This is a genomic window from Burkholderia sp. AU6039 (assembly GCF_002223365.1).
GTDB lineage: Bacteria > Pseudomonadota > Gammaproteobacteria > Burkholderiales > Burkholderiaceae > Burkholderia.
The window spans coordinates 1,256,507-1,279,894 of sequence record NZ_NKFK01000005.1 but is presented as its reverse complement, the minus strand read 5'-3'; the positions used below and the strand labels follow the sequence as shown (position 1 = coordinate 1,279,894).

Annotated in this window: 17 protein-coding genes; 4 read left to right on the top strand and 13 right to left on the bottom strand. The window is 65.5% G+C overall.

Annotated features, from left to right (window positions below; translation table 11 throughout):
• The first annotated feature begins 26 nt into the window (after window positions 1-26).
• Window positions 27-176: a hypothetical protein gene (locus CFB39_RS40325; RefSeq protein ID WP_179257719.1), complete on the top strand. Its 150-nt coding sequence runs from the start codon at window positions 27-29 to the stop codon at window positions 174-176.
• Here CFB39_RS40325 and CFB39_RS23540 read toward each other — a convergent pair.
• Both CFB39_RS23540 and CFB39_RS23535 read right to left on the bottom strand, forming a co-directional pair.
• Window positions 169-798 (bottom strand): transcriptional regulator, encoded by a 630-nt coding sequence (locus tag CFB39_RS23540; protein WP_089474640.1) that lies wholly within the window; start codon window positions 796-798, stop codon window positions 169-171. The genes CFB39_RS40325 and CFB39_RS23540 overlap by 8 nt on opposite strands.
• A 138-nt stretch (window positions 799-936) precedes the next feature.
• Window positions 937-1,302 carry a VOC family protein gene (locus CFB39_RS23535; protein ID WP_089427747.1) on the bottom strand — a complete coding sequence of 122 codons (366 nt, stop codon included), beginning with the start codon at window positions 1,300-1,302 and terminating at the stop codon, window positions 937-939.
• A 140-nt stretch (window positions 1,303-1,442) separates the two neighbouring features.
• On the opposite strand from CFB39_RS23535, the gene CFB39_RS23530 reads away from it, so the two are divergent.
• On the top strand, window positions 1,443-2,267 hold the full coding sequence (locus tag CFB39_RS23530) for a multidrug ABC transporter ATPase (RefSeq protein WP_089474639.1): 825 nt from the start codon (window positions 1,443-1,445) through the stop codon (window positions 2,265-2,267).
• 37 nt (window positions 2,268-2,304) lie between these two features.
• Here CFB39_RS23530 and CFB39_RS23525 read toward each other — a convergent pair whose 3' ends face one another.
• Window positions 2,305-3,456, bottom strand: coding sequence for an acyltransferase (locus CFB39_RS23525; protein ID WP_089474638.1), 1,152 nt, complete (start codon window positions 3,454-3,456; stop codon window positions 2,305-2,307).
• 320 nt (window positions 3,457-3,776) lie between these two features.
• On the opposite strand from CFB39_RS23525, the gene pip reads away from it, so the two are divergent.
• Entirely contained in the window at window positions 3,777-4,709 is a 933-nt protein-coding gene (pip, locus tag CFB39_RS23520; RefSeq protein ID WP_089474637.1) for a prolyl aminopeptidase, read from the top strand.
• A gap of 10 nt (window positions 4,710-4,719) precedes the next feature.
• On the opposite strand, the gene CFB39_RS23515 is transcribed toward pip, so the two are convergent.
• The 10 genes from CFB39_RS23515 to CFB39_RS23470 form a co-directional block, all read right to left on the bottom strand.
• Window positions 4,720-5,622: a hypothetical protein gene (locus CFB39_RS23515; protein ID WP_256991448.1), complete on the bottom strand. Its 903-nt coding sequence runs from the start codon at window positions 5,620-5,622 to the stop codon at window positions 4,720-4,722.
• Window positions 5,623-5,704: 82 nt separating this feature from the next.
• Entirely contained in the window at window positions 5,705-5,977 is a 273-nt protein-coding gene (locus tag CFB39_RS23510) for a hypothetical protein (protein WP_089429124.1), read from the bottom strand.
• A 227-nt stretch (window positions 5,978-6,204) separates the two neighbouring features.
• A complete protein-coding gene (locus CFB39_RS23505) occupies window positions 6,205-7,686 on the bottom strand; it encodes a virulence factor (RefSeq protein ID WP_256991447.1) in 1,482 nt (493 codons plus the stop codon).
• The gene (locus CFB39_RS23500; protein ID WP_089475641.1) at window positions 7,683-9,854 is read right to left on the bottom strand and encodes a hypothetical protein; all 2,172 of its coding nucleotides are present in this window, start codon (window positions 9,852-9,854) and stop codon (window positions 7,683-7,685) included. The genes CFB39_RS23505 and CFB39_RS23500 overlap by 4 nt, the downstream gene beginning before the upstream one ends.
• Window positions 9,855-10,307: 453 nt before the next feature.
• The gene (locus CFB39_RS23495) at window positions 10,308-11,354 is read right to left on the bottom strand and encodes a transglutaminase family protein (RefSeq protein WP_089474635.1); all 1,047 of its coding nucleotides are present in this window, start codon (window positions 11,352-11,354) and stop codon (window positions 10,308-10,310) included.
• Window positions 11,348-13,954 (bottom strand): circularly permuted type 2 ATP-grasp protein, encoded by a 2,607-nt coding sequence (locus CFB39_RS23490; protein WP_256991479.1) that lies wholly within the window; start codon window positions 13,952-13,954, stop codon window positions 11,348-11,350. The genes CFB39_RS23495 and CFB39_RS23490 overlap by 7 nt, the downstream gene beginning before the upstream one ends.
• Before the next feature lie 214 nt (window positions 13,955-14,168).
• Window positions 14,169-17,582, bottom strand: a complete 3,414-nt coding sequence (locus CFB39_RS23485) for a DUF2126 domain-containing protein (protein ID WP_089474633.1) — start codon at window positions 17,580-17,582, stop codon at window positions 14,169-14,171.
• 96 nt (window positions 17,583-17,678) lie between these two features.
• Window positions 17,679-18,662 carry a transglutaminase family protein gene (locus CFB39_RS23480; protein ID WP_089474632.1) on the bottom strand — a complete coding sequence of 328 codons (984 nt, stop codon included), beginning with the start codon at window positions 18,660-18,662 and terminating at the stop codon, window positions 17,679-17,681.
• 8 nt (window positions 18,663-18,670) lie between these two features.
• Window positions 18,671-19,612, bottom strand: coding sequence for an alpha-E domain-containing protein (locus CFB39_RS23475; RefSeq protein ID WP_089427755.1), 942 nt, complete (start codon window positions 19,610-19,612; stop codon window positions 18,671-18,673).
• Window positions 19,613-19,676: 64 nt separating this feature from the next.
• Window positions 19,677-21,092 (bottom strand): circularly permuted type 2 ATP-grasp protein, encoded by a 1,416-nt coding sequence (locus CFB39_RS23470; RefSeq protein ID WP_046547558.1) that lies wholly within the window; start codon window positions 21,090-21,092, stop codon window positions 19,677-19,679.
• A 603-nt stretch (window positions 21,093-21,695) separates the two neighbouring features.
• Here CFB39_RS23470 and CFB39_RS23460 point away from each other — a divergent pair.
• A complete protein-coding gene (locus CFB39_RS23460) occupies window positions 21,696-22,694 on the top strand; it encodes a LysR substrate-binding domain-containing protein (protein ID WP_089474631.1) in 999 nt (332 codons plus the stop codon).
• Window positions 22,695-23,388: the final 694 nt, after the last annotated feature.

The window sequence follows — 23,388 nt, the reverse complement described above, 5'->3', positions numbered from 1 at the left end:
TACCGGATCGCTGCAAGAGCAAGACGATGACGGCCGGGACGTTGGGGGTGAAACACACGGCCCGCGCGCTGCCCATGCAGTTCGAAGGCCACGCGCACCGCCGCGATCACGGCGTCCGGCACGAGCAATTGAGCGGCTACATGCTGGTCGACGAGAAGTCGCGTGGCGTCATTTGACATCGCTGTACACCGTTGCGCGCGAGACGCCCAGGTAGACGGCAATGGTGTCCATCGCCCGACGGACCTCGAGCAGGCCAGCCGCCTTGAGCTCCTTCAGGAGCGAGCGGCGGTCCTCCGGCTTGAGCGAGCGCGGTGTCGACGCCATGCGTGCGGCGAACTCGTCGATACGGGCGCGAATGAGATCCGCGCCAGCGGGGTCCAGCGATTCCCTGGCAGGCGCGGTGCCCTCGACCGCCATGAAGCTGCTCAGCATGTTCTGAAATCCCCGGAACAACGTGAGGTCGATATTCAGGCACAACGCGGCGATGTAGTCGCCTTGGGAGTCCTTGATACCGATGGAAGTGCTCTTCACCTGACGGCCGTCCGAGAACTGATTCGGATAGTTGGCGATGATCTGCTCGTAGGCGGCGTCCATGATCCGCGCAAGCCCCAATTCAGTGGCAGGCTGTCCGACTTCTCGACCTGACAGGTTGTTGTGGATCGCGAGCACCGCGTGCTCCGGGTCGAGGAGATCATGGACCACGACCTCGGTAAACGGGGCGAAGGTCTTGGCCAGCCCTTCAGCGACCTGTTTGAGCTGCCCCAGCAGTAGCTGCTGTTCCGGCGTCTTCTTCGGCATGTCGGGTCCAGTGATTTTCCTTGGCATGCCGGGCAGTTTGGCCACACCAAGACGATTTGTCAAATTAAAAACAATTCGTCTAGATTAACATCCTGAACATGGTCGGAAGCAACGGCCGGTTCCTGGTTCTTGTCTTGATTACTGGCCCGATTCGTCTGCTGACCATACGGCCAGTTCATAGCCATCGGGATCAAGGAACTGGAAGCGTCGACCGCCAGGGAACGAGAAAATCTGACGGGTGATGGTGGCTCCCGCCGCCTCGATCCTTCGACGGGTTTCAACCAGATCGTCAGCGTAGAGGATGACTAACGGGCCGCCGGGCCGGACGGGCTCACCGGTCGTCAACCCGCCCGTGATCCGGCCGTCGCGAAACTCGGTATAGGTGGGACCATAATCCGTGAAGGTCCAGCCGAACACGCTGCCATAGAAGGCCTTGCTTCGTGCAATGCTGTTAACATTGAATTCGATGTTGTCAATCTGCCGGTCTTTCCCTCGAATGCTCATCCGTGCCACTTTCCTTGGTGTTTGTCGAGAATCGATTATAGGCACCGTGGCCACGCCCATGACGACGCGGGGAAGTTCTGAAGACGTTCGTTTCCGGCCGTTGAGCGATTTCCACGGCAATCCGTAAAAAAACCTCCCTCATGACCCCGAGAATCGCTCGTTTTGTTCCGCTGCTGGCGCTCGCCGCGGCACCGTTCGCTCACGCTGGCGATAGCCAGTCCTGCAACGACGAAACCGTCACCGCCATCGCCCGCTGGGCCGGCATCGCAAGCGCACGCATCGCAACGCGCGACACGAACCGGCTCGTCGTCGCGTCTGCGTGCAAGGTCATGCCGAATGCACCCGAAACGACGATCGCGGCCGTCGCATTCGATTCGCTTCCGAAAAGCAAGAACGCCGACGAAAGCAGCAAGCTGCAAGTCGTCGCGCTCGTCGAAGGTGGCAAGGTCGTAGCGGCAGACCGTTCGGTGATCCAGGAGGACGCGGCGATACAGATCGGCGAGAACAGTTACCGCATCGATACGGCGCCGTACCGACTGTCGCCGGATGTACGGGCATTCGGCGTCGTGTTCAGCAGTACCGCGCACGGACCGAGCTGCCCGGATGCCTACATGGAGAACGAACTGACACTGTGGATTCGCGAAGGCGCCCGTATCCGCCCCGTGTTTGGTACCAATCTCAATGGCTGGGTCGCCACCACCGGCACCGCGTGCGGCCCCGATACCAGCGACCTGCGCAGTGAGTCCGCCCGCATGACGATTGCCGTCGAGAAGACGTCGCACAACGGCTTTGCGGACCTGTCGATTACGGCACACGTCATGAACGCGGAAAGCAACGACGACAAACAACCGGACGCCGGAAAACGCACCGTGCGCACGGTCGTCAAATACGACGGCAAATCATACGGGAGCGATATGTACCGGGACTTCTGGTATTCGCCTGCCTCGAAGACGCGATTCAAATGACGGTGACGCGAAGCCACGGTGAGTCCGCACCACCCGCCTACTCCGCCACCTTCGCTCCGATCGCCTCACCCGAAGCCGGCATCCGCAGTGCATCGTCACGCACACGTCGCGCCTCGCGCGCCGAATAACGATCCTTCAATCGCAGGAACGGCTTCTCGACGAGGAAATAGCTGGCCGTCGCAGCCAGCAGCGCCCACGCGATCCCAAGCGGAAACGCATGCGGAACCTGTAGATCCGGATTCGCAAACGGCTGCTGCCACAGATAAAGACTGAACGAGATCGTGCCGACGAACACGACCGGCCGCGCACGCAACCACCGCGCACACCAAAACTCGCTGCGGAAATTCAGCACGACGATCACGATCGCGATCAACGCGGCTTCGAGCGTCACGCCGTACGTCGCATTCCAGAACCCGCCGAGCCGATGTTCGGCGAGCGGCATGCCGATCAGCACGATGACGATGATCGCGGTCACGATGCGCGCCTCGTTGCGCCACGTACAAATCCAGGCTTCAAGCCGCTCGCGATTGAGCGACACATAACAGCCGATCAGGATCGGATCGACGCCTGTGTGCAACATCATCCCGAGCTGCCCGCGCAGCGCAGGCGCAACGAAATACGTCACAGCACGCACCAGCGGCACGACCAGGATCAACGTGGCCAGCCAACGCGTGCCGCCACGCCGCATCCCATACACGAACAGCAGCGGCCAGAACCAGTAGAACTGTTCCTCGAGCGCGAGCGACCAGAAATGGCCGAGATACCACGCGCCGTCCGGATGCAGCGCATTGTCGCCGGTCAGCCCGAACCACGCCGAGTAATTCCACAGGTGCAGCGCCGCATACAGCCACTGTCGTCGATCGACGTCGAACCAGCCGGCGAAGGCCCCGATCGCGACCACCGCGAGATACACGTAGCAGGCCGGCCAGATCCGCAGCGCGCGGCGCACGTAGAACGACGTCAACGCGATGCCACCCGTGCGCGCGAACTCGGCACGCAGCACGTTGGTGATCAGGAAACCGCTGAGGACGAAGAAGATCAGCACGCCGAGCCGGCCGTCGGCGATCAGCCGCAACGGCGCGTACCAGCCCGTGTAGCCGCCGGGCAGCACGTGCTCGGCGTGTCCGACCACCACCATCGCGACCGCGACGGCGCGCAATCCGGTCAACTGCGTGACGCGATGGTTCATCGGCTGGTTTCCGTTGGCACGGTGGATGGGCAGCACGCCGGCGCCCCCGCTTCGGCACGCCGATATGCCGCCGGGATTTTGTATGAAAAATATCGGAATGAAATTGCTTCAAAAATCCTTGGGCCGACACCGGCGGCCGCGCACGCCGCAACGAGCCGACACCCGGGGCAGCGAATGGGCATAATGACAAACCTTGTCCGGCGGCGGCCGGGTCGATGCCGACACAACGATTTTTGCGGCGGCGCAATATCCGTAGCCCCCGCCCGCACCTCGGCCCGCGCGTCGTCCGCCTCCTGCCGACCCTTACCCGGAGCCTGCCTGTGTACCCACCGATCGAACCCTACGCCCACGGCCACCTCGACACCGGCGACGGCCACCGCATCTACTGGGAGCGCTGCGGCAACCCGGCCGGCAAGCCCGCCGTGTTCCTGCACGGCGGCCCCGGCGCCGGCTGCGGCCCCGACCACCGCCGCCTGTTCGATCCGGAGCGCTACGACATCCTGCTGTTCGACCAGCGCGGCTGCGGACGCTCGACGCCGCATGCCAGCCTCGAGAACAACACGACGTGGCATCTGGTCGCCGATATCGAGCGCCTGCGCGAGATGGTCGGCGCGGAAAAGTGGCTCGTATTCGGCGGCTCGTGGGGCAGCGCGTTGTCGATCGCCTATGCCGAAACGCATCCCGAGCGCGTGAGCGCGCTGGTCGTGCGCGGCATCTTCACGATGCGTCGCGCGGAATTGCTGTGGTACTACCAGGAAGGCGCATCGTGGCTGTTCCCTGATCTATGGGAGGACTTCGTTGCGCCGATTCCGGAAGCCGAGCGCGGCGACCTGATGGCCGCCTACCATCGCCGGCTGACCGGCAACGACGAAGCCGCGAAGCTCGAAGCCGCGCGCGCGTGGAGCATCTGGGAAGGCCGCACGATCACGCTGCTGCCCGACCCCGCCCTCGCCGCGCACTTCGCGGACGGTCACTACGCACTCGCGTTCGCGCGCATCGAGAACCACTACTTCGTGAACCAGGGCTTCGTCGAGGAAGGCCAGTTGCTGCGCGACGCGCATCGCCTCGCCGGCATCCCGGGCGTGATCGTGCAGGGCCGCTATGACATCGCGACGCCTGCACGCACCGCGTGGGAGCTGTCCAAGGCGTGGCCCGACGCAACGTTCGAGATCGTGCCCGGCGCCGGGCATGCTTACAACGAGCCGGGGATCCTGGAAGCGCTGATCGCGGCGACAGACCGGTTCGCGGGCTAGCCGCGCGATATCAGGAAGTCGTTTCCCGGCGCGCCGAATCCGCAGGCGCGTCGGGATTCGCCCCCTGCTCCCAATCGCCGGGCCTCGGCGGCTTCGTCACGCGAATCAGCACCAGCGCAACGCAGAAGGTCACGACCACGTAGACCATGATCGGCTGCCACGGAATGGCAACGGCCATGCGTTGGTACTCCTGCGGCATATGGCGAACCAGCGGCGTCGCGATCGACACATAGCCCGTCAGCATGCCCAGCATCGCGATCGCAGCCGTCATCAGCGACATGCCGCAACTCCACATGCGCCGCCCGCGCGGCGCGATGGCCGTGCCCAGGACCAGCGCGACTGCCGCCGCCTGCAGCAGATTCTTCGGCCTGATGTTCGGAATGAGGTAGGCGAAAGCGCCCGCATGCGCCGCCGCGTACGATATCGCCCAGTAATACAGGGCCGACGCCACGGCCAGCAGGCCGAAAGACACGAAATGCCGCACCGTCGAACCCGACGCGGCCTGCGGCTGGTGCAGGTAGTCGCTGCTGAGCCTGTTGTACATCAGCGCAAAACCGATGATGCCGAACGGCAACCCGACGAGCACCGGGACCCACGTCGACAACAGGAGCCACACGACACACGATACGCACCAGGTCGCCAGCGCGAGCGTGCGTCCCCAGCGGCGACGCAACGCAAGCGCAACGTGACTGATCAGCCCCGCAACCGCCGACACGAACAGTGCGCACTGCAGCGCCCGAAACTGCCACGACCACGCCGAAAACGCATTCAGCGATCGCTCGTGCTGGACGAACAGCACGAACGGGACGAACTGCAGCAGCGATGTAAGGTTTTGCAGGATGCCGTGATACGCGATCACGCGAATCGTCGTATAGCGGCGGGAATCAGGAATGGCAGCGCCTGTCGTGAGCATGGGCAGCGTCGAAAAGCCGGTCGGACCGGAAGCATACTCCCTTGATCCGTTCAGCCGCGCCGCTCGTGTGCCACATGTGCCGTCAAAGCGCCGCCTCGACGATCGCCTTGCCGCGGATCGCCCGCTCGACGAGCTGTTCGTCGCCGACCTTGCGGATCGCGTCGTCGAGCAATCCTTCCGGCGCTTCGGTCGCCACCTTCAGCAAGCCCGACAGCCCGCGTGCGTCGAGCACCACCAGCGTTTCCATCGAATCCGCGCGGCTCACTAGCACGCGGCGCCACGCCGGCCCCGCGCCGAAGCTCGCGCAGAGCGCAATCGTGTCGCTGCCGAGCGTGTAGTCGAAGTTCTTGATCATGATGCGCCGCCGTTGCAAGGGAATGGCGATGCGCGACGGTGCGGCGCCGTGACGTCGACGCACCCGCGCGTGCCGCCGGCGTGTCGGACCGGGATCCGAACCGTTCGCCGGCATCACCATGCTAGGCGCGCAGAATTAACGAAGACTTAAAGCGTTCGCACGGTCTCGCACCCCGGTCGGACGCGCATCGTACGTGTCAAACCGACCGGTCATCGCGCCAGCGAAGCTCACCACGAATAGCCCTGCATGCCGTAATTCGTGTCGTGTCGGCGGCCCCACCACGGCAGGTAGGCATTGTTGCCGCCGCGTGCGCGAAACCAGTCTTTGTCGGGATCGATCGGCGTGAGCTTCGACGGTGGCCGGACAACGACCGCGACCGGGTGATCCGGATCGGTCGTGCCGGCGACGAGTGCGTTGCCGCCAAAGTGATTGATCCGGCCGATGGCGAGCGCGACATCGGTCAATGCGCTGCCTGTTCCCATGTCGCCGAGTACGGCGGCCGTGTTGAACGTCTGTTTGCGGTGGTCGTATTCGGGAAGGGTTTCGGTCAAGGTCTGTCCGAGCACGGCAAGACGTGACGATGATGCGTCGCTGCCCTTACCTGCGTCGTGAACGATGTAATGGAGATCCGGGACTGCGACGCCGGCGTTGCGTGCCGCTTGGTCGATGGTCGCCTTCCACGCCTGCACGGCGCGCGTCGTGCCGACCTTCGGCGGAAAATCATGCGTGTTGCCGGTTGCGGCCTTGCCGATCCAGGCGAGCGGTTCTCGCTCGGTGTTGAAGGCTGGGCCGGCGAGGAACAGCACGACAAGGTTCTCGTTGATCTGTGCATCCGTGGGCGGGAAGTTGGGTGCGTCCCAGTTCACTACCCAGACGGTCTCGTCGGGGTTCGCCTGCAGGTAGTCCAACGCGCTGTTCAGCGAGGTGAAGCCGGCGTTCGGCCCGCCTTGCGTGATCTGGACATCGGGAAGCGTGTTTCGGCTCCACATGGTTGGAAAATACGGATTGCCGATCGAAAACGTCTTTCGAATGGAGTCCCGCAAATAGCTTTGCGATTCGGACGCGTCAAGTCTTTCCGGAATCGCAAGCTCGACGCGGATGCCGGCCAGTTCGCGCCAGCCTTTCTTGTCATCAGGCTTGACCGTGTAGAAGTATTTCGCGTTGCTTGCATAGCGTGAGCGAAGCAGCAGCGGGAACTTGGTCATGTACTTGCGATAGAAGCCTCTAAATGTTTCTGCACCTTCGTTGCCATATACCAGCGCGCCAATCGATTGAAGCGTTGTGAAGGACTTCGGATCGGTCCGTACCATGTCGTCGTTCTTGTTCGGAGACACGAGTCCCTGCGTCCACAACAATTGCCATTCGGTCGGGTAGTCCATGCGTTGCAATGGATTCAACCAGATCAAACCTGCAACTTGTGCCACGAACGGCTTCGCTACTTCTTCCGCGGACAGCACCGCGTGAGTTACGGGTTCCGTAGCGGGTGCCGCGTGCGCTGACCGTGCCGTGGCCGTGGTGAACAGGAGCACCATGAGCGCAGCCAAGCTGGGCACGAATACAAATCGTTTCATCCAATCTCCTATTTCCAGTTGGGTCGGGTCCGGTTGCTCTACGTGAGCCATCAGCGAAGCCATGAGTACGGCTGCGATCATCCATGCAGCGACCGAAACAGCGGCACGTCGCGGCCATGTAGCGATCAGTGCTTTCATCTTGCTCTCCCGACGTTCAGATAGAACTGACCTTCCCGTTCATCCGTGATCGTGTCCGGCATCGTGCCTTCACTGCTCTCTGCATGTATCCAGTCGTGCATCGGAAGCTCGTCAAGCTCTCCGCGTACAAAGTACTCTGCGTATTTCTTGTTCGGGTTGCCGTCGGGAATACCGTCTCCCATCCGCCAATCGGCTTCAATCCGTAGTGCTTTCATTTGCTCGGGCGTCAGGTAGCACCGCCCGATCGCCACATCGTACGCAAGCGCCTTTTCCGCATGCTCCGGATTGGTCATCGTCGTGGAGTGATTCGTCGGGCTGTTGGTCGAGCCACGATCGAGCCAGTCGACAATCTGCTTGTCGCGCCATTCCTTGTAGCCCTCCGGCATTTCGCTCTTGCCGTCCTCACCGATCACGTGGCCGTCGCCATCGAGCCATTCCGTATTCAGCGTGCGCCGGGCCTCCATCCGCATCAACGCGCGGTCCTCATAACGCTGTCCGGCTTCGCTCTCCGCTGTCCCTTGCGCGACGCTGTCCTTGTTCTTCGCCTCGTACTGATCGTAGGGATCGTCCGCGCGCTTGTCTGCCTCGCTCTTGCTTGCGTCGCGCCATGCGGCCGGCGGATCGTTGCCTTCGTTGAAGTCGCTGGTCGCATTGCCGTCCTTCGTTTCGATGTGCTTGCCGAACCGCAACGCCTTCGGCGGGAACGGTTCGTCGAGTGCCGGCGCGTCCGCCACCACGGCCCAGCCCTCCGGCGGATTGGCGTTCACGCGGAACATATTCAATGCCGAGCTGATCTGGGTCACGAAAAACATGATCGGCGCGGATGCAAGCGTGGCCGCTATCCCGAACACGGACTCGTTTCCCTTGAGTGCACCGATGAGATTGAATTTGGCAGGTGGCGAAGGCGGATACCAGAATCCCGACGTCGTTCCCTTTTTGCCATGCCGCCAGTCATCTTCCCAATACCGATATTGCTCCTGCACGCCGACGTGGAAGCCGGAGGCAAAGACGCGCTGCGTCAGCACGCCGGGGACGCTGATATCGTTCAGCTCGTTCTCGTCGATGCCGCGCCAGCCGATGCCTTGAACCGTGACCGCCGAAATCACCTGGTCGTGTGGACAGCAATACGCGGTGACGCGACCATACGTCGATCCGTTCAGGCCGTGGCGTACCCGATCCTCGTGTGCGGCATAAGACCGCTTGCTGGTCGGCGATACCCGTTCGTTCGCCATGTCTTCATCGATCTTGTCTGCGGGAAGTTCATAGGCCTTCCGCGTGCCGATGATCGACAGAAACTTGCCGAACGTTTTCGTGCGCGCGGCGTAGGTCTGCCGCCCGCGACGACCGCTGCCGTCCCTGGTCGCGCGTTGCGACCAGGTATCCATGAACGTATCGGATGGATTCGGGCCGTCTGCGCGCGCAAGACTGTACGGCGCATTCGCCAGCACGTAGGCGTCGGCCACGCAATGCCCGCTACGTCCCCACGGATCTTCGACATCAGGTAGTGCATCGCCGAAGAAAGCCGCGGTAAGACCCACGATGTTGCCCTGGCTATGGCACACGACGGTAATCGGCACGTCGGCCTGCATGCGGCGGATCGACTCGATCAACCTCGCAAGGCGCAACGCCGCGAGCACGCCATACGCGCGGGGCGGCGCGCGATACAGCGGCCGATTGGTCGGATTGATGCCCTGCACGGTTATCCATCCGGCCGCGCGGTCGTCGAGGCCGCCGTGCCAGAGATCGGGCAGGCTCGCGCAACCGTTCGTGAACGGGCCGCCGCCCCAGTAGTCCTTCTCGTTCAGGAAGATCTTGTCGCCGTATTCTTTGAGTTCCTCGGCGGTCGCCCGATAGCCCCATCGGAAATGAATGACCGGTGAAAACGACGGATCGGCCTTGACGTAGTTATCCGCAAGCAGCTTCGGGTTCAGAAACCCGTCCGGCGTCACGCTTTCCGTGTACTTCGCCGGCACCAGTTGCCCGGCATCGATGCCGCGATACTTGAGTTGATCGTCCAGCCGCCCGAGCCGGCGATTCAGGCCGTCGCACAATCCTTGCTCCGCCGCCTCGAACCATTCGCCTTCAGAGTTCACCCCATGCACGAAGATGACGACACCGGGCAACGGCATTTGCTTGATACAGATCAGCCGGGTGCCTTTCGTCCACATCGAGACCCCGTCGCTACGGCCAACGACGATCGAGGGAGGCTTGCGTGACGTTGCGGTGCCGTCCGATTCGGTAGCATCGATCAACCGTGCGACGGGTTCGTCCGTCGCCGATCGATGTTCGGGATAAAGCTGGGTCACCCTGGCTCCTGCGCGCGGTTTGGTGTTGTTCTGCCGTTCCGCCGCCAGTCATTCAAGCTGACGCGACGTGAACGCAGATGCGGATCATCGGAAATCCGCGCACCAGCGCACAAGTGCAGTTTTCTCTTTTCCTACAGAATTGAACTCGTCTGATTAAGTTGACCGGCATGACGCGCAACTTTCCGGTCATGTCTGACGGTCACGTACGAAGCCTTTTCCGAACCACAGTGCTTCTACCGTTCGGTTCCACCGTCATGGCCGTATGCTCCTGCCAGCAGCGGTCGACAAGCGACTGGCGCGCACAGCGGACCCGCGTCAAACGACATCGAGCGGCTCCACCGTCACCCCGACCTTCAGCTCCTGATCCGCACCGCCGCCGCGAATCACGCCGCGCAGCGGCGTCACGTCCGCATAGTCGCGGCCGATCGACAGCATCACGTAGTCGTCGCCCGGCGCGCGATCGTTGGTCGGATCGAGCTGCAGCCAGCCGTTATCCTCGGGCCATGCCGGGTCGTACACCTCGACCCATGCATGCGATGCGTCGGCGCCAATCAGCCTCGGCTGCCCGGGCGGCGGCTGCGTGAGCAGGTAGCCGCTCACGTAACGCGCGGCCAGCCCGAGCGAGCGCAGCGCGCCGATCATCACGTGCGCGAAATCCTGGCACACACCCTTGCGCAAGCGCAGCGCATCGAGCGCCGACGTCGTGATGTCGGTGCTGTTCGGCGTATACGCAAAATCGGCATGCACGCGCCGCATCAGCTCCCACGCAGCCTGCACGAGCGGCCGTTGCGGCGTGAAGCTCGCGGCCGCATACGCGGCGAGTTCGGGATCGCACATGACATGCGGCGACGTGAACACGAATTCGCTCGCCGCGTCGTAAGGCTGCCCCGCGCGGAACCGCAAGCGGTCGCGCACGGCTTCCCACGCCATCGCCTGTTTCGCGTCGGGTTTCGCGATGGCGGGCGGCGGCTCGCCGCGCGCCCCGCGCGACCACACCGGCGGCGTCACGCGTACCGTGCTGCAACTGCGCACGAGCAGCGCATCGTGCGGCTGGTTCAACGCAAACGATGCGCGCGCGTTACCGAATGCATCGATCTCGGTCCCGACCGATTCCGGCGCGGGGTCGATGTCGAGCGCGAACGACAGCACCTGCTGGCGCGGCGTGACGAGCGGCTGCAGGCGTGCCTGGTGCTGCGCCGATTCGACGCGCGCCGCGTAACGGTATTCGGTGTCGTGCGTGACGCGCAGCAACCGGCCGGGCGCACCGTCGGCCTTTGCGGCCGGCGCCGATGGCGGTGCCGATGCGTTCCGCGCATTGCCGGAACCGTGCGGCGCTTTCGCCGCGCCTTTCGTCGTCACCATAACGTCCTGCCCGCCTCGCGCACGTGGCTGAAATAGCGTTCGCCGATCCGGTTCGACAATTCCCATACCGCCTTCACCGTCGTGTCGAGCGCTTCGAGCAGCTTGTCGTGCCGGCCGCCGTCGGCGGTCTCGCACAGCTCGTGCAGCGACCACGCGGGGACGTCGGGAATCGTCTCGGCCAGCTCGGACAGCGCGTAGCCTTCGCTGCGCTCGACCTTCGTCAGCCGGCCGCGCAGCGCCTGCACGACCCAGCCGAGCGAGCGCGGATTGTCGGTATCGAGCACGACGAGCGACAGCAGCGGCGCGACGTCGAAGCCGCGCTGGAACCGCGAACGGAACGTGATCGTGCTGTCGAACAGTTCCAGCACGAGCTCGAAGCCGTCCTGCCGGTGCACCGCGCCTTCGTCGAAGGCCGCCTTCAGCACGCTGCACAGGAAGTCCAGCCGGTCGATCTGCCGGCCGATCGACAGCAAGCGCCAGCCGTCGTCGCGCGTCATGTTGTCGGTCTGCGCGCCCGTGATCGCGCCAAGCAGCAGGCCGAGGCGCTCCAGCAACTGCAGCGCCTCGTTGCCGATCTGCTCCTCGGCTTCCGGCAGGCCGGCGCTGTCCGCAAACAGCTGGGTCGCGTCGTCGATCAGCCGCCACTGATCGCTCGACAGTCGCTCGCGGATCGCGGCAGCCGCGCCACGCATGCCGAACAGGCAGGACGCAATGCCCGACGTGCGATCCGCGCCGCGCGTGAGCGACGTCGCGAGCGTGTGCTGGAACGCACGCGGCGCATCGACGGCATTCGGCGCGTCGGCCGCGATCAGGCCCGTGTCGCGGCACAGCGTGTCGAGCAGTTCCAGGTGCGCGGGGCTGTCGACGTCGTCCTCGCCGCGCAGCCGTTCAAGCGCGGCACGCGCGAGGCGCATCAGGTTGGTCGCACGCTCGGTGTAACGGCCGAGCCAGAACAGGTTCTCGGCCGCGCGGCTCGCGATCGCGCGCGGGCGTTCGACGAGATCGTCGGGGCCGAGGTGCGTCTGGAGCAGCGTCGTCGAATCGACGATGCCTTCGGTCATCACCCATGTATCGACGGTGCTGCCGCCGCGCGGCATCGGCGCGTTGAACAGCGTGTCGCGCGTGCCGACCCGCGACAGCCCGCCGGGCAGGAGCCGCCAGCGCTGCGCGCCGTCGGCAAGTGCGAACACGCGCAGCAGCATCGGCTTCGGCACGATGCGCGCGCCGCCGTTGCTGTCGGGCGCGTCGTGGCGCGGCCAGGTCGGCGCCTGCGACAGCGGCAGGTCGGCCTGCACGGTGTAGTGCTCGGGCCGCGCGAGAATCCGCGCGCGCCACTCGGCCAGCTGCGCCTGCGTGAGCCGCGCGCCGATCACCGGCTCGAATGCGCCGCCTTCCTGCACGTCCGGTGGATAGGATGCCTTGACGATGCCGCGCGCGAGCTGCGGCAGCGCGTCGTCGCACGCGGCCGCTTCACCGCACCACCACGAATGCACGGCCGGCAGCGTCAGCATTTCGCCGAGCAGCCCTTCCGCGAGACGCGGCATGAAGCCGAGCATCGCCGGCGATTCAAGAAAGCCCGAGCCCGGCGCGTTCGCGAGCAGCACGTTGCCCGCGCGCACCGCCTGCAACAACCCCGGCACGCCGAGCATCGAATCGGTCCGCAGTTCGAGCGGATCGAGCCATGCATCGTCGACGCGCCGCAGGATGCCGTGCACCGGCTCGAGCCCGCTCAGCGTCTTCAGGAACACGCGGTTGTCGCGCGCGGTCAGGTCGCCGCCTTCGACGAGCGTGAGGCCGAGGTAGCGCGCGAGATACGCGTGCTCGAAATACGTCGCGCTGTGCGGCCCCGGTGTGAGCAGCACGATCCGCGAATTCTTGCGAGCCGGGCTGAGCGCCTGCATGCTCTGCAGCAGCGCGCGGTACGCGGATGCGAGCCGCTGCACGCGCAGCCCGCGAAACCCGCGCGGAAAGAGCCGCGACACGATCAGGCGGTTTTCGAGGAGGTAGCCGAGGCCGGCCGCGCCCTGCGTGTGCTGCGCGACGATCCGCCACTGCCCGTCCGGGCCGCGCGCAAGGTCGAACGCGACGACGTGCAGCCAGGTATCGCCCGGCACGCGTGCGCCGCGCATCGCGCGCAGGTAGCCGGGATGCCCGGTGACGAGCGCGGGCGGCAGCAGCCCGCGTTCGAGGATCGTCTGCGGCCCGTACAGGTCGGCCAGCGTCGCGTTGAGCAACCGCACGCGCTGTAGCACGCCACGCTCGATCGCGACCCAGTCCTCGGGCGTGACGATCAGCGGCAGCAGGTCGAGCGACCACGGGCCAGCCGCGCCGTCGCCGGCGCGCTGCTCGTGCAGTTGATAGAACAGGCCGTTCTCGCGCATGCGCCGGTGCAGCGCGTCGGCGCGGCGATCGAGGTCGGCCACGCCGTCGCTGCCGATCGACGTGAAGAAGCTGCGCCACGCGGGCGCGAGCGCAGGCGCGTTCAGGCCGGCCGCGCTGCCGCGCAGTTCGTCGTAGCGGCCGGCGGCAGCCGGCGCCGCGAGCGCGGCGGCCAGTTCCGCGGCATCCGGCTGCGCGCCGGTATCGAAAAGCGTGGGCATCGCGTCGAGGGCGGCGAGATGATCGGTGTCAATGGGCGGCACGATGTCGTTCCGTCGTCAGGGCGCGGCCGCGCACGCGCGCCGCCACCCGGGCGGCGGGCCGCGGCGCGCGGCCGCAATCTGCCCGCATCCTAGCATTCCGGCGGGGCCGCCAGCGACCGAAACCGCCGGGTATCGCGAACCGCGCATCGTCATCCGCGTCGTCATCGTCCGGTCACGGCCGCCGCAGGTCGAGCGTGAACGGGAATTCACGGCTCGGCGCGGCCGCCGCGACATCCATCCGCCCCGGCGTATGCCCCATCTCGACGAAGCGCGCGAGCCGGCGGCTCTCGGCTTCGTATGCATTGACCGGGAACGTCGCGTAGTTACGCCCGCCCGGATGCGCGACGTGATAGCGGCAACCGCCGAGCGAGCGCTGCAGCCACGTATCGACGATGTCGAACGTGAGCGGCGCGTGCACGCCGAGGGTCGGATGCAGCGCGGACGGCGGCGACCATGCCTTGTAGCGCACGCCCGCGACGTATTCGCCGACGGTGCCGGTCGGCTGCAGCGGCAGCGCGCGGCCGTTGACCGTCACGACGTGCCGGTTGTCGTTCAGCCCCGTCACGCGCACTTCGAGCCGTTCGACCGACGAATCGACGTAGCGCACCGTGCCGCCGGGCGCGCCCTCCTCGCCCATCACGTGCCACGGCTCCAGCGCGCCGCGCAGCGACAGCTCCATGCCGTTCACGGCGATCTGGCCGAACAGCGGGAAGCGGAATTCGAAGTGCGGCGCGAACCACGCCGGATCGAACGCGAAGCCGGCGTCGCGCAGTTCGGTCAGCACGTCGTCGAAATCCATCTGAAGAAACGCGGGCAGCATGAAGCGGTCATGCAGCGCGGTGCCCCAGCGCGTGAGCGGCGTCGTGTACGGCGCGGCCCAGAAACGCGCGACCAGCGCGCGCAGCAGCAATTGCTGCACGATGCTCATCCGCGCATGCGGCGGCATCTCGAACGCGCGCAGTTCGAGCAGGCCGAGCCGGCCGGTCGACGAGTCCGGCGAATACAGCTTGTCGATGCAGAACTCGCTGCGGTGCGTGTTGCCGGTCACGTCGATCAGCAGGTTGCGCAGCACGCGGTCGACGAGCCACGGCGGCATGTCCTGCCCGAACAACAGCTTGTTGCGCTGGATCTCCGCGAACGCGATGTCGAGCTCGTAGAGCTGGTCGTTGCGCGCCTCGTCGACGCGCGGCGCCTGGCTCGTCGGCCCGATGAAGAGCCCGGAGAACAGGTAGGACAGCGACGGATGGTTGTGCCAGTACGCGATCAGGCTCGCGAGCAGGTCCGGGCGGCGCAGGAACGGGCTGTCGGCCGGCGTCGCGCCGCCGAGCACGAAGTGGTTGCCGCCGCCCGTGCCGACGTGGCGGCCGTCGACCATGAACTTCTCGCTGCACAGCCGCGACTGCCACGCGGCGTCGTACAGGAATTCGGTGTGATCGACGAGCTCGTCGAAGTTGCTGGCCGGATGGATGTTCACCTCGATCACGCCGGGATCGGGCGTCACCTGCAGCAGCTTCAGCCGCGCGTCGCGCGGCGGCGGATAGCCTTCCAGGACGAGCTTCACGCCCAGCGCGTGCGCGGTCAGCTCGATCGCGCCGAGCAGCTCGAGATAATCCTCGAGCGCGGCGAGCGGCGGCATGAACAGGTACAGGATGCCGTTGCGCACTTCGACGCACAGCGCGGTGCGCGTGATCCATGCGGCGGATTCGAAGCGCTCGGGCTGGCGACCCGGGTCGCGCGCGGCCGGCCGGCCGTTGCCGGCCGTGCCGTCGTCGCGCCACTGCATCACGGTCTGCGCGGACGCCTCGCGATGCACGCCGGACAGGTAGCGCGGCGCATCGGCCGGCCCCGCGTAGCGCGCGCGGATCGCGGCGGCATCCGGCAGCGCGTCACGCGGCGCGAACGGGTCGCGCTCGACGAGATACGGATAGTCGGCACGGCTCGCCCACGGCAGCGAATCGAGCGGCAGCCGATAGCCCATCGGCGAATCGCCGGGCATCAGGTACATCCGCTCGTCGCGGAAGAACCACGGGCCCGTCTGCCAGCGCGGGCCGTCGAGGCCGGGCGCAGCTTCCGTACGCTTGACCGGCAGCACATAGCCGACCACGCTGTCGAGCTGCTGCTCGAACACCTTGCGCAGCCGCGCGCGTTCGAGCTCGTCGTCGAGACGCGAGTCGAACGGGTCGACGTTGACCGGCAGCCGGCGCTCGCGCCACAGGTAGTACCAGACGTCCTCGTAGCCGGGCCGGATGAATTCGTCGGTCAGGTTCAGCCGCGCGGCGAGCGCGTCGATGAAGCGCTTCGCGTCGTCGGTCGTATACGCGGACGGCTCGCGCTCGTCGGCGAACAACGACGGATCGTGCCATACGGGCTGGCCGTCCGCGCGCCAGAAGATCGACAGCGCCCAGCGCGGCAGTTGCTCGCCCGGGTACCACTTGCCCTGCCCGAAATGCAGGAAGCCGCCGTCGCCGTATTCCGCGCGCAGCCGCTGCACGAGTTCGGTCGCATAGCCGCGCTTGGTCGGGCCGAGCGCGTCGGTGTTCCACTCGGCGCCGTCGCGATCGTCGATCGACACGAAGGTCGGCTCGCCGCCCTGCGTGAGCCGCACGTCGCCGGCCGCCAGCGCGCCGTCCACCTGCGTGCCGAGCGCCAGCACGCCGTCCCACTGCGATTCCGTATACGGCTTCGTCACGCGCGGCGATTCGTACACGCGCGTCACGGTCATCTCGTGCTCGAACGACACCTCGCACTCGTCGATCAGCCCCTCGACCGGCGCGGCGCTGGTCGGCTGCGGCGTGCAGGCCAGCGGAATGTGGCCCTCGCCGGCGAGGAGACCCGAGGTCGGGTCGAACCCGATCCAGCCGGCGCCGGGCAGGTACACCTCGCACCATGCGTGCAGGTCGGTGAAGTCGACCGACGTGCCGCTCGGGCCGTCGAGCGATTTCACATCGGGCGTCAACTGGATCAGGTAGCCCGACACGAACCGCGCGGCGATGCCGAGATGACGGCACAGCTGCACGAGCAGCCATGCGCTGTCGCGGCACGAGCCCGAGGCCAGTTCGAGCGTCTGCTCGGGCGTCTGCACGCCCGGCTCCATCCGCACGAGATAGCCGATGTCGTGCTGCAGTTGCTGGTTCAGCGCGACGAGGAAGTTCACGGTGCCGGCCGGCGTGCGGTCGACGCCGTCGAGATACGCGCGGAACAGCGGCGACGCGCTCGTCTGCGGGTCGCACACGAGATACGGCGCGAGCTCGGTCTTCAGCGCGTCGTCATAGCTGAACGGGTATTGCTCCGCGCTGGCTTCGAGGAAGAAGTCGAACGGGTTGTACACCGACATCTCGGCGACGAGATCGATCGTGATCTCGAAGTGCTCGGTGCGCTCCGGAAACACGAGCCGCGCGAGATAGTTCGAGAACGGGTCCTGCTGCCAGTTGATGAAGTGCTGCGCGGGCTCGACCGTCATCGAATACGCGAGGATCGGCGTCCGGCAGTGCGGCGCGGGCCGCAGGCGCACGACCTGCGGGCCGAGGTTGACGAGCCGGTCGTAGCGATAGCGGGTGGTGTGATGCAGCGCGACGTGGATGGACATGGGAGCTCGGTTCGGGTTGGGCCGGCCGCGCGCCGCGTCGCGCTCGATGCGACGCGGCACCCCGGCCTGGCGGATTCGGCGAAAACGTGCGCGAGGTCAGACGAGCTCGGGCGTCTGCACGACGCTGATCTCGACACCGACGGCCGTCGCGCCGAGCCCCGTCACCGGCTGCGCGTCGCGATAGTCGAGGCCGACCGCGATGCGCACGTAGCGCTCGTCCGGGCAGCGATTCATGAACGGATCGAACCCGACCCAGCCGAGTCCTTCGACATACGCCTCGGCCCACGCATGGCCGGCCGGCTGCTGCATCAGCCCGGCCGCCTGCGGCTGCACGCCGTGCGCCGGCTGCGGCATTCCCTGCGACTGGGACTGCGCGGCATGCGACGCGCCGAGCACCTGCTGCATGCCCTCGCCGCTCTGCAGCGCGAGCGCTTCTTCCTCCTCGCTGTCGCCCGCGTTCTGCTTCGCGTCGGCGATGCGTTGCATCGCGCTGTCCGCCAGCACGTAGCCCGAGATATAGCGCGCGGGAATCTTCAGCACGCGCGCGGCCGCGATGAACGCATGCGCATGGTCGCGGCTCGTGCCCTCGCCGCTTTGCAGCGCGGTTTCCGCGTCGACGGGGGCGTCGGCGGCCAGGTTCGGCGCATACGCGATGCGGTCGTGCACTTCCGTCATCAGCCAGTGCAGCGCGTCGAGGCTGTGCGGCTCGATCGGCAGCGCTTGCGCGAGCGCACGCACGGTGTCGCCCGCCTTCGTCAGCGCCGTTTCGCGCTCGAAGATCCACGGCGGCGCATAGCCTTCAGGATGACCGAGTATGCCCGCGCGGTCCTGCGTCTCGACGACGCCGGCCGCGATGACGACGATCTCGGCCTTCGCGCCGCGGTCGTGCCGCACGAGGTCGATCCGGTTGCCGAGCCCGTCGGCATAGGACAGCGACGGCTCGACGCCGTCGATCGTGACCTGCCACGCGCGCACCGTCTGCCCGGGGCCCGACTGCGGGCGCAGCCGCAGCCGTTGCAGCGCATGGGTGGCTTGATCGTCGAACTGATAACGCGAGATGTGTCGGATGGCGAGTCGCATGGCAAGTCTCAGTCGAAGTTGTAAGCCTGGGCGATTTCGAGCCCGAGGCTGTTGTTGCGGCCGATGAAGTCGGTCAGGAACTCGTGCAGGCCGCTCTTGAAGATCCGCTCGACCGAGGTGTCGGACAGCATTTGCAGGATCTTCGTGGCCGTGTCGTGACACGGGTGTGTCACACCGTAATCCTTTGCGAGCAGGTTCAGGCTCGACACGACGCGCCCGTAGCAATAACGCAGCGAACGCGGCATGCGGCCGTTCAGGATCAGGTAGTCGGCGATGTTCATCGGCTTGTACTGCACGTCGTACACCCAGCGGTACGAACGGTGCGCGGCGACGCAGCGCAGGATCGTCTCCCACTGGTAGTTGTCGAGGATCGTGCCGACGTGCGACACCGACGGCAGCAGCAGGTGGTATTTCACGTCGATGATCCGCGCGGTGTTGTCGGCGCGCTCGACGAACGCGCCGATCTGCGCGAAATCGAAGATCTCGTTGCGCAGCATCGTGCTGTAGAAGCTGCCGAGGATCAGCGCGGTTTCGCGCTTCACCTGGTCGAGCACGGCCGGCAGTTCGCTCTCCGGCACCGGCTGCGCGAGCGCGCGGCGCAGCGCGAGCCACGCGCCGTTCACGCTCTCCCATGCCTCGCGGGTGAGCGCCGTGCGCACCATCCGCGCGTTCGAGCGCGCGGCGTCGATGCACGACAGCACGCTCGACGGGTTGTCGCGGTCGCGCAGCAGGTAGTCGGTCACGGTATCGGCCGCATACGCGTCGTACTTCTGCCGGTAGCCGTCGTCCGTGCCCGAGCTGACGAGCACCGACGACCATTCGGCCGGCGCGTCGGACGTGCGCGTGAGCGCCATCCGCAGCCCGGCATCGACGATGCGCGCGATGTTCTCCGCGCGCTCGATATAGCGGTACATCCAGTAGAGACCGCTTGCAGTACGTCCCAGAAGCATCTCGTGTCCACTCCGTCTTCGTTCGGTTGGCGCCCCGGTCGCGGGGCGCGCGGTCGCGTCCGGCTCAGTCGGCCAGCACCCAGGTGTCCTTGGTGCCGCCGCCCTGGCTCGAGTTGACGACGAGCGATCCCTCCTTCAGCGCGACGCGCGTCAGTCCGCCCGGCGTGATGCGGATCCGGTCCGACACCAGCACGAACGGCCGCAGGTCGACGTGGCGCGGCGCGAGGCCGGCTTCGGTCAGGATCGGCGTCGTGGACAGCGCGAGCGTCGGCTGCGCGATGTAGTTCGCGGGGCGCGCGCGCAGCTTCGCGGCAAAGGCTTCGAGCTCGGCTTTCGATGCGCACGGCCCGACCAGCATCCCGTAGCCGCCCGAGCCGTGCACTTCCTTCACGACCAGTTCGTCGAGATGGTCGAGCACGTATTTCAGGCTGTCGGCCTCGCCGCAGCGCCAGGTCGGCACGTTCTCCAGCAGCGCCTTGCGGCCCGTGTAGAACTCGACGATTTCCGGCATGTACGAGTAGATCGCCTTGTCGTCGGCGATGCCGGTGCCGGGCGCGTTCGCGATCGTGATGTTGCCCGCGCGGTACACGTCCATGATCCCCGCGACGCCGAGCACCGAATCGGGGCGGAACGTGAGCGGATCGAGGAACGCGTCGTCGACGCGGCGATACAGCACGTCGATCGGCTGGAAGCCTTCGGTCGTGCGCATCGCGACGCGGCCGTCGATCACCTGCAGGTCGCTGCCCTCGACGAGATGCACGCCCATCTGGTCGGCGAGGAACGAATGTTCGTAGTACGCGGAATTGTGGATGCCGGGCGTGAGCACGGCGACGGTCGGGTTGTCGGCGTTGCCGCCCGGCGGGCACACGGCCGCGAGCGACTGGCGCAGCATCTGCGGATAGGTCTCGACCGGGCGCACCTTCACCTGCTGGAACAGCTCCGGGAAGAGCTGCATCATCGTCTCGCGGTTTTCCAGCATGTAAGACACGCCGGACGGCGTGCGCGCGTTGTCTTCCAGCACGTAGAATTCATTCTCGCCGGTGCGCACGATGTCCACGCCGATGATGTGCGTGTAAACGTTTCCGGGCGGCCGGAAATCGATCATCTCCGGGATGAACGCTTCGTTGTGCGCGATCAGGTGCTTCGGCACGATGCCCGCGCGCACGATTTCCTGGCGGTGGTAGATGTCGTCGAGGAACGCGTTGAGCGCCATCACGCGCTGCTCGATGCCGAGCGACAGCCGGCTCCATTCGGCGCCCGAGATGATGCGCGGGACGATGTCGAACGGAATCAGCCGCTCGGCGGCCTCCGCGTCGCCGTAGACGGCGAACGTGATGCCCGTCTTGCGGAACACGCCTTCCGCGTCGTAGGCCTTCTGGGCGAGGCTCGCGGGATTCTGCGTGTCGAGCCACTGCTTCAGGCGCGCGTAGGGCGCCCTTACCATGTCGCCGGATTGCAGCATTTCATCGAATGGCTTCATCGATCTTTTCTCCATCGATCGTTTTCCCCGGCATTGCGCATGCCGGACCGGCGTAATGAATGCTTTGCAAGGAACGTGCCTTGCGCGATCCCCTCGATATCCCCCCGTTTTTGCGCCGCGCCGGGCACGCCCGCGCGGCATTGCGCACCATCGCGGTGCAGCGCCCGACGCGACGGGCGACGACGGTGCGTCGCCGCCGCGCACGGTTCATGCTGCGCCGCGTCTTTCGAACATAGTTCCCCCGCGTGTCACGAATGTGCAATCTGCACTGCACAAAAAAAACGGCCCGCCCGCGCATCGGACCAGCGGAACGAAAGGACGGGAAGGCGGGCCGGCACGCGCACGGCGCAACCGGCCCTGGGGGAAGTACCGTCTGCGGCCGCACCGGCAGTTCGACGCGATGAACTGTCCGGTTAAGCCGGGTCCGGCACCTCAACGCTATGCAGCCGTAATCCCGCCGACAACGCCCATGCATATTTCGACTGACACCCATCGAAAAAAAACATCGGGTCGAGCGGCGCGATGCGCGGTACGCTAGAACGTTCGTGCAGCAAACGGTGCCGCCGCCTTTCAGGCGCCCGACTATAAAAAGCGAAGATCGAAATGGAAGCAAAGTGGCTGGAAGATTTCCTGAGCCTTGCGGATACCAAGAGCTTTTCCCGGGCCGCGCGTAACCGGCACCTCACGCAATCGGCATTCAGCAGACGAATAGCGGCACTCGAAACCTGGATGGACGCGAAGCTGGTGGACCGGAGCATCAACCCGATCACGCTCACGCCAGCCGGCCAGATGTTCCGCGGGCTCGCCGCGGACATCCTGCGCAGCATGTATGCGGCGCGCAATCTCGTGAACGGCTACGACCAGTTCGCGGCCAGCGACCAGGTCGTGCGTTTCGCGGTGGCCCACACGCTCGTCTTCACGCTGTTTCCCGAATGGCTCAAGCAGCTCAACGGCGAGGTCGGCCACGTCACCGCACGCGTCAACGCGGTGAACGTGCCGGAAGGCGTGCAGCAGCTCGTCGAAGGGGAATGCGACCTGCTGCTCGGCTATCACCATCCGCAGTTGCCGATCGTGCTCGACCCGAACCACTTCCCGTTCGTCAGCCTCGGCGTCGAACGGATCCTGCCCGTGTCGACACCCGATGTGCGCGGCAAGCCCGTGTTCCAGCTGCCGGGCACCCCCGATGCGCCGCTGCCGCTGCTCGCGTATTCGTCGGGCGCGTTTCTCGGCAACATCGTCGAGATGCTGCTGCTGAATGCCACCGAGCCGTACGTGCTGCACCGCTGCTTCGAGACGCACATGTCCGAGGCGTTGAAGGGCATGGTCGTGGCCGGGCACGGGATCGGCTGGCTGCCGGAAAGCTGCGTCGCGAAGGAACTCGCGGAAGGCACGCTCGTGTGCGCGGGTTCGGGCGACTGGATCACCGAGCTCGAAATCCGCCTGTACCGGTCGGCCCGCAAGCGCGGGCTCGCGGCCGAGCAACTGTGGACCTACATCATGAACCGGCCGCGCACGGCGGTCGACGGTGCAGCCGGCGCGGCCGAACCCGCGGCCGCACCGGCGATGCGCATCGCCCGGCGCAGCGCGGGCGGCAGCCGCTGATCATCGCGTTCGCGTCGTTCCCGCGGACGACGCGAACGCAAGTCCGGTTGGCGACAATCCGGTGTGCGCATCCATTCGCGCCGCGCCGCTTCCCGGAGCACACGACCCGCTTTCCGGTAGCAAGCAACGATCCCGCTTTAGCCTGAAAAATGACCGTGCCGGACGCGTAACCGATATCAGACGATTCGCAATCGTTTGCATCCCGTGGATGAACTTTTTACGTCCGGCATTGCACATCAGCATTTTCCGTCTGATTATCAGGACAGAAATACCCTGTTACAGAACAAATTAAAAGTTTCGATTTACCTGTAACAATCTAAAATACCAACAACGCCTCCTCCGCATTTCATATCGTGCGACCTGTATCTGGGTCGATTTCAATTTTTGTGGAACACAGCCGCAAAAATTCCTTTTATCAGTCGTTATTTTTCGGCACGAATGTCAATACTTCCGACGTGATTCAATGCGTGGCGGATCATCGCTACCGACTAGCAATATTCATATTCGGCAATATCGACTTTCTTCATAGTTAATAGAATCATACGAATCCGTCGCAATCCTATTTAAATAGGATATTTAACGTCGTCCCATTCAGGCCACACGCGGTTGTTGGTTCAAAGTCCATCGTGTATCAATAGCGTGTCGCAAAAAGAACGTTGGCAAATCTGACTCGGAATAAATGCTCGCCATTGAT

What these genes read in the sequence shown, in the direction of transcription:
- CFB39_RS23535 (WP_089427747.1), bottom strand. Translation starts at nt 1,302, where the DNA reads ATGAGCATTCGAGGGAAAGACCGGCAGATTGACAACATCGAATTCAAT.
- CFB39_RS40325 (WP_179257719.1), top strand. Translation starts at nt 27, where the DNA reads ATGACGGCCGGGACGTTGGGGGTGAAACACACGGCCCGCGCGCTGCCC.
- CFB39_RS23475 (WP_089427755.1), bottom strand. Translation starts at nt 19,612, where the DNA reads ATGCTTCTGGGACGTACTGCAAGCGGTCTCTACTGGATGTACCGCTAT.
- CFB39_RS23500 (WP_089475641.1), bottom strand. Translation starts at nt 9,854, where the DNA reads ATGTGGACGAAAGGCACCCGGCTGATCTGTATCAAGCAAATGCCGTTG.
- CFB39_RS23505 (WP_256991447.1), bottom strand. Translation starts at nt 7,686, where the DNA reads ATGAAAGCACTGATCGCTACATGGCCGCGACGTGCCGCTGTTTCGGTC.
- CFB39_RS23540 (WP_089474640.1), bottom strand. Translation starts at nt 798, where the DNA reads ATGCCGAAGAAGACGCCGGAACAGCAGCTACTGCTGGGGCAGCTCAAA.
- CFB39_RS23515 (WP_256991448.1), bottom strand. Translation starts at nt 5,622, where the DNA reads ATGCTCACGACAGGCGCTGCCATTCCTGATTCCCGCCGCTATACGACG.
- CFB39_RS23470 (WP_046547558.1), bottom strand. Translation starts at nt 21,092, where the DNA reads ATGAAGCCATTCGATGAAATGCTGCAATCCGGCGACATGGTAAGGGCG.
- CFB39_RS23510 (WP_089429124.1), bottom strand. Translation starts at nt 5,977, where the DNA reads ATGATCAAGAACTTCGACTACACGCTCGGCAGCGACACGATTGCGCTC.
- CFB39_RS23460 (WP_089474631.1), top strand. Translation starts at nt 21,696, where the DNA reads ATGGAAGCAAAGTGGCTGGAAGATTTCCTGAGCCTTGCGGATACCAAG.
- CFB39_RS23480 (WP_089474632.1), bottom strand. Translation starts at nt 18,662, where the DNA reads ATGCGACTCGCCATCCGACACATCTCGCGTTATCAGTTCGACGATCAA.
- CFB39_RS23495 (WP_089474635.1), bottom strand. Translation starts at nt 11,354, where the DNA reads ATGGTGACGACGAAAGGCGCGGCGAAAGCGCCGCACGGTTCCGGCAAT.
- CFB39_RS23490 (WP_256991479.1), bottom strand. Translation starts at nt 13,954, where the DNA reads ATGCCCACGCTTTTCGATACCGGCGCGCAGCCGGATGCCGCGGAACTG.
- CFB39_RS23525 (WP_089474638.1), bottom strand. Translation starts at nt 3,456, where the DNA reads ATGAACCATCGCGTCACGCAGTTGACCGGATTGCGCGCCGTCGCGGTC.
- CFB39_RS23530 (WP_089474639.1), top strand. Translation starts at nt 1,443, where the DNA reads ATGACCCCGAGAATCGCTCGTTTTGTTCCGCTGCTGGCGCTCGCCGCG.
- CFB39_RS23485 (WP_089474633.1), bottom strand. Translation starts at nt 17,582, where the DNA reads ATGTCCATCCACGTCGCGCTGCATCACACCACCCGCTATCGCTACGAC.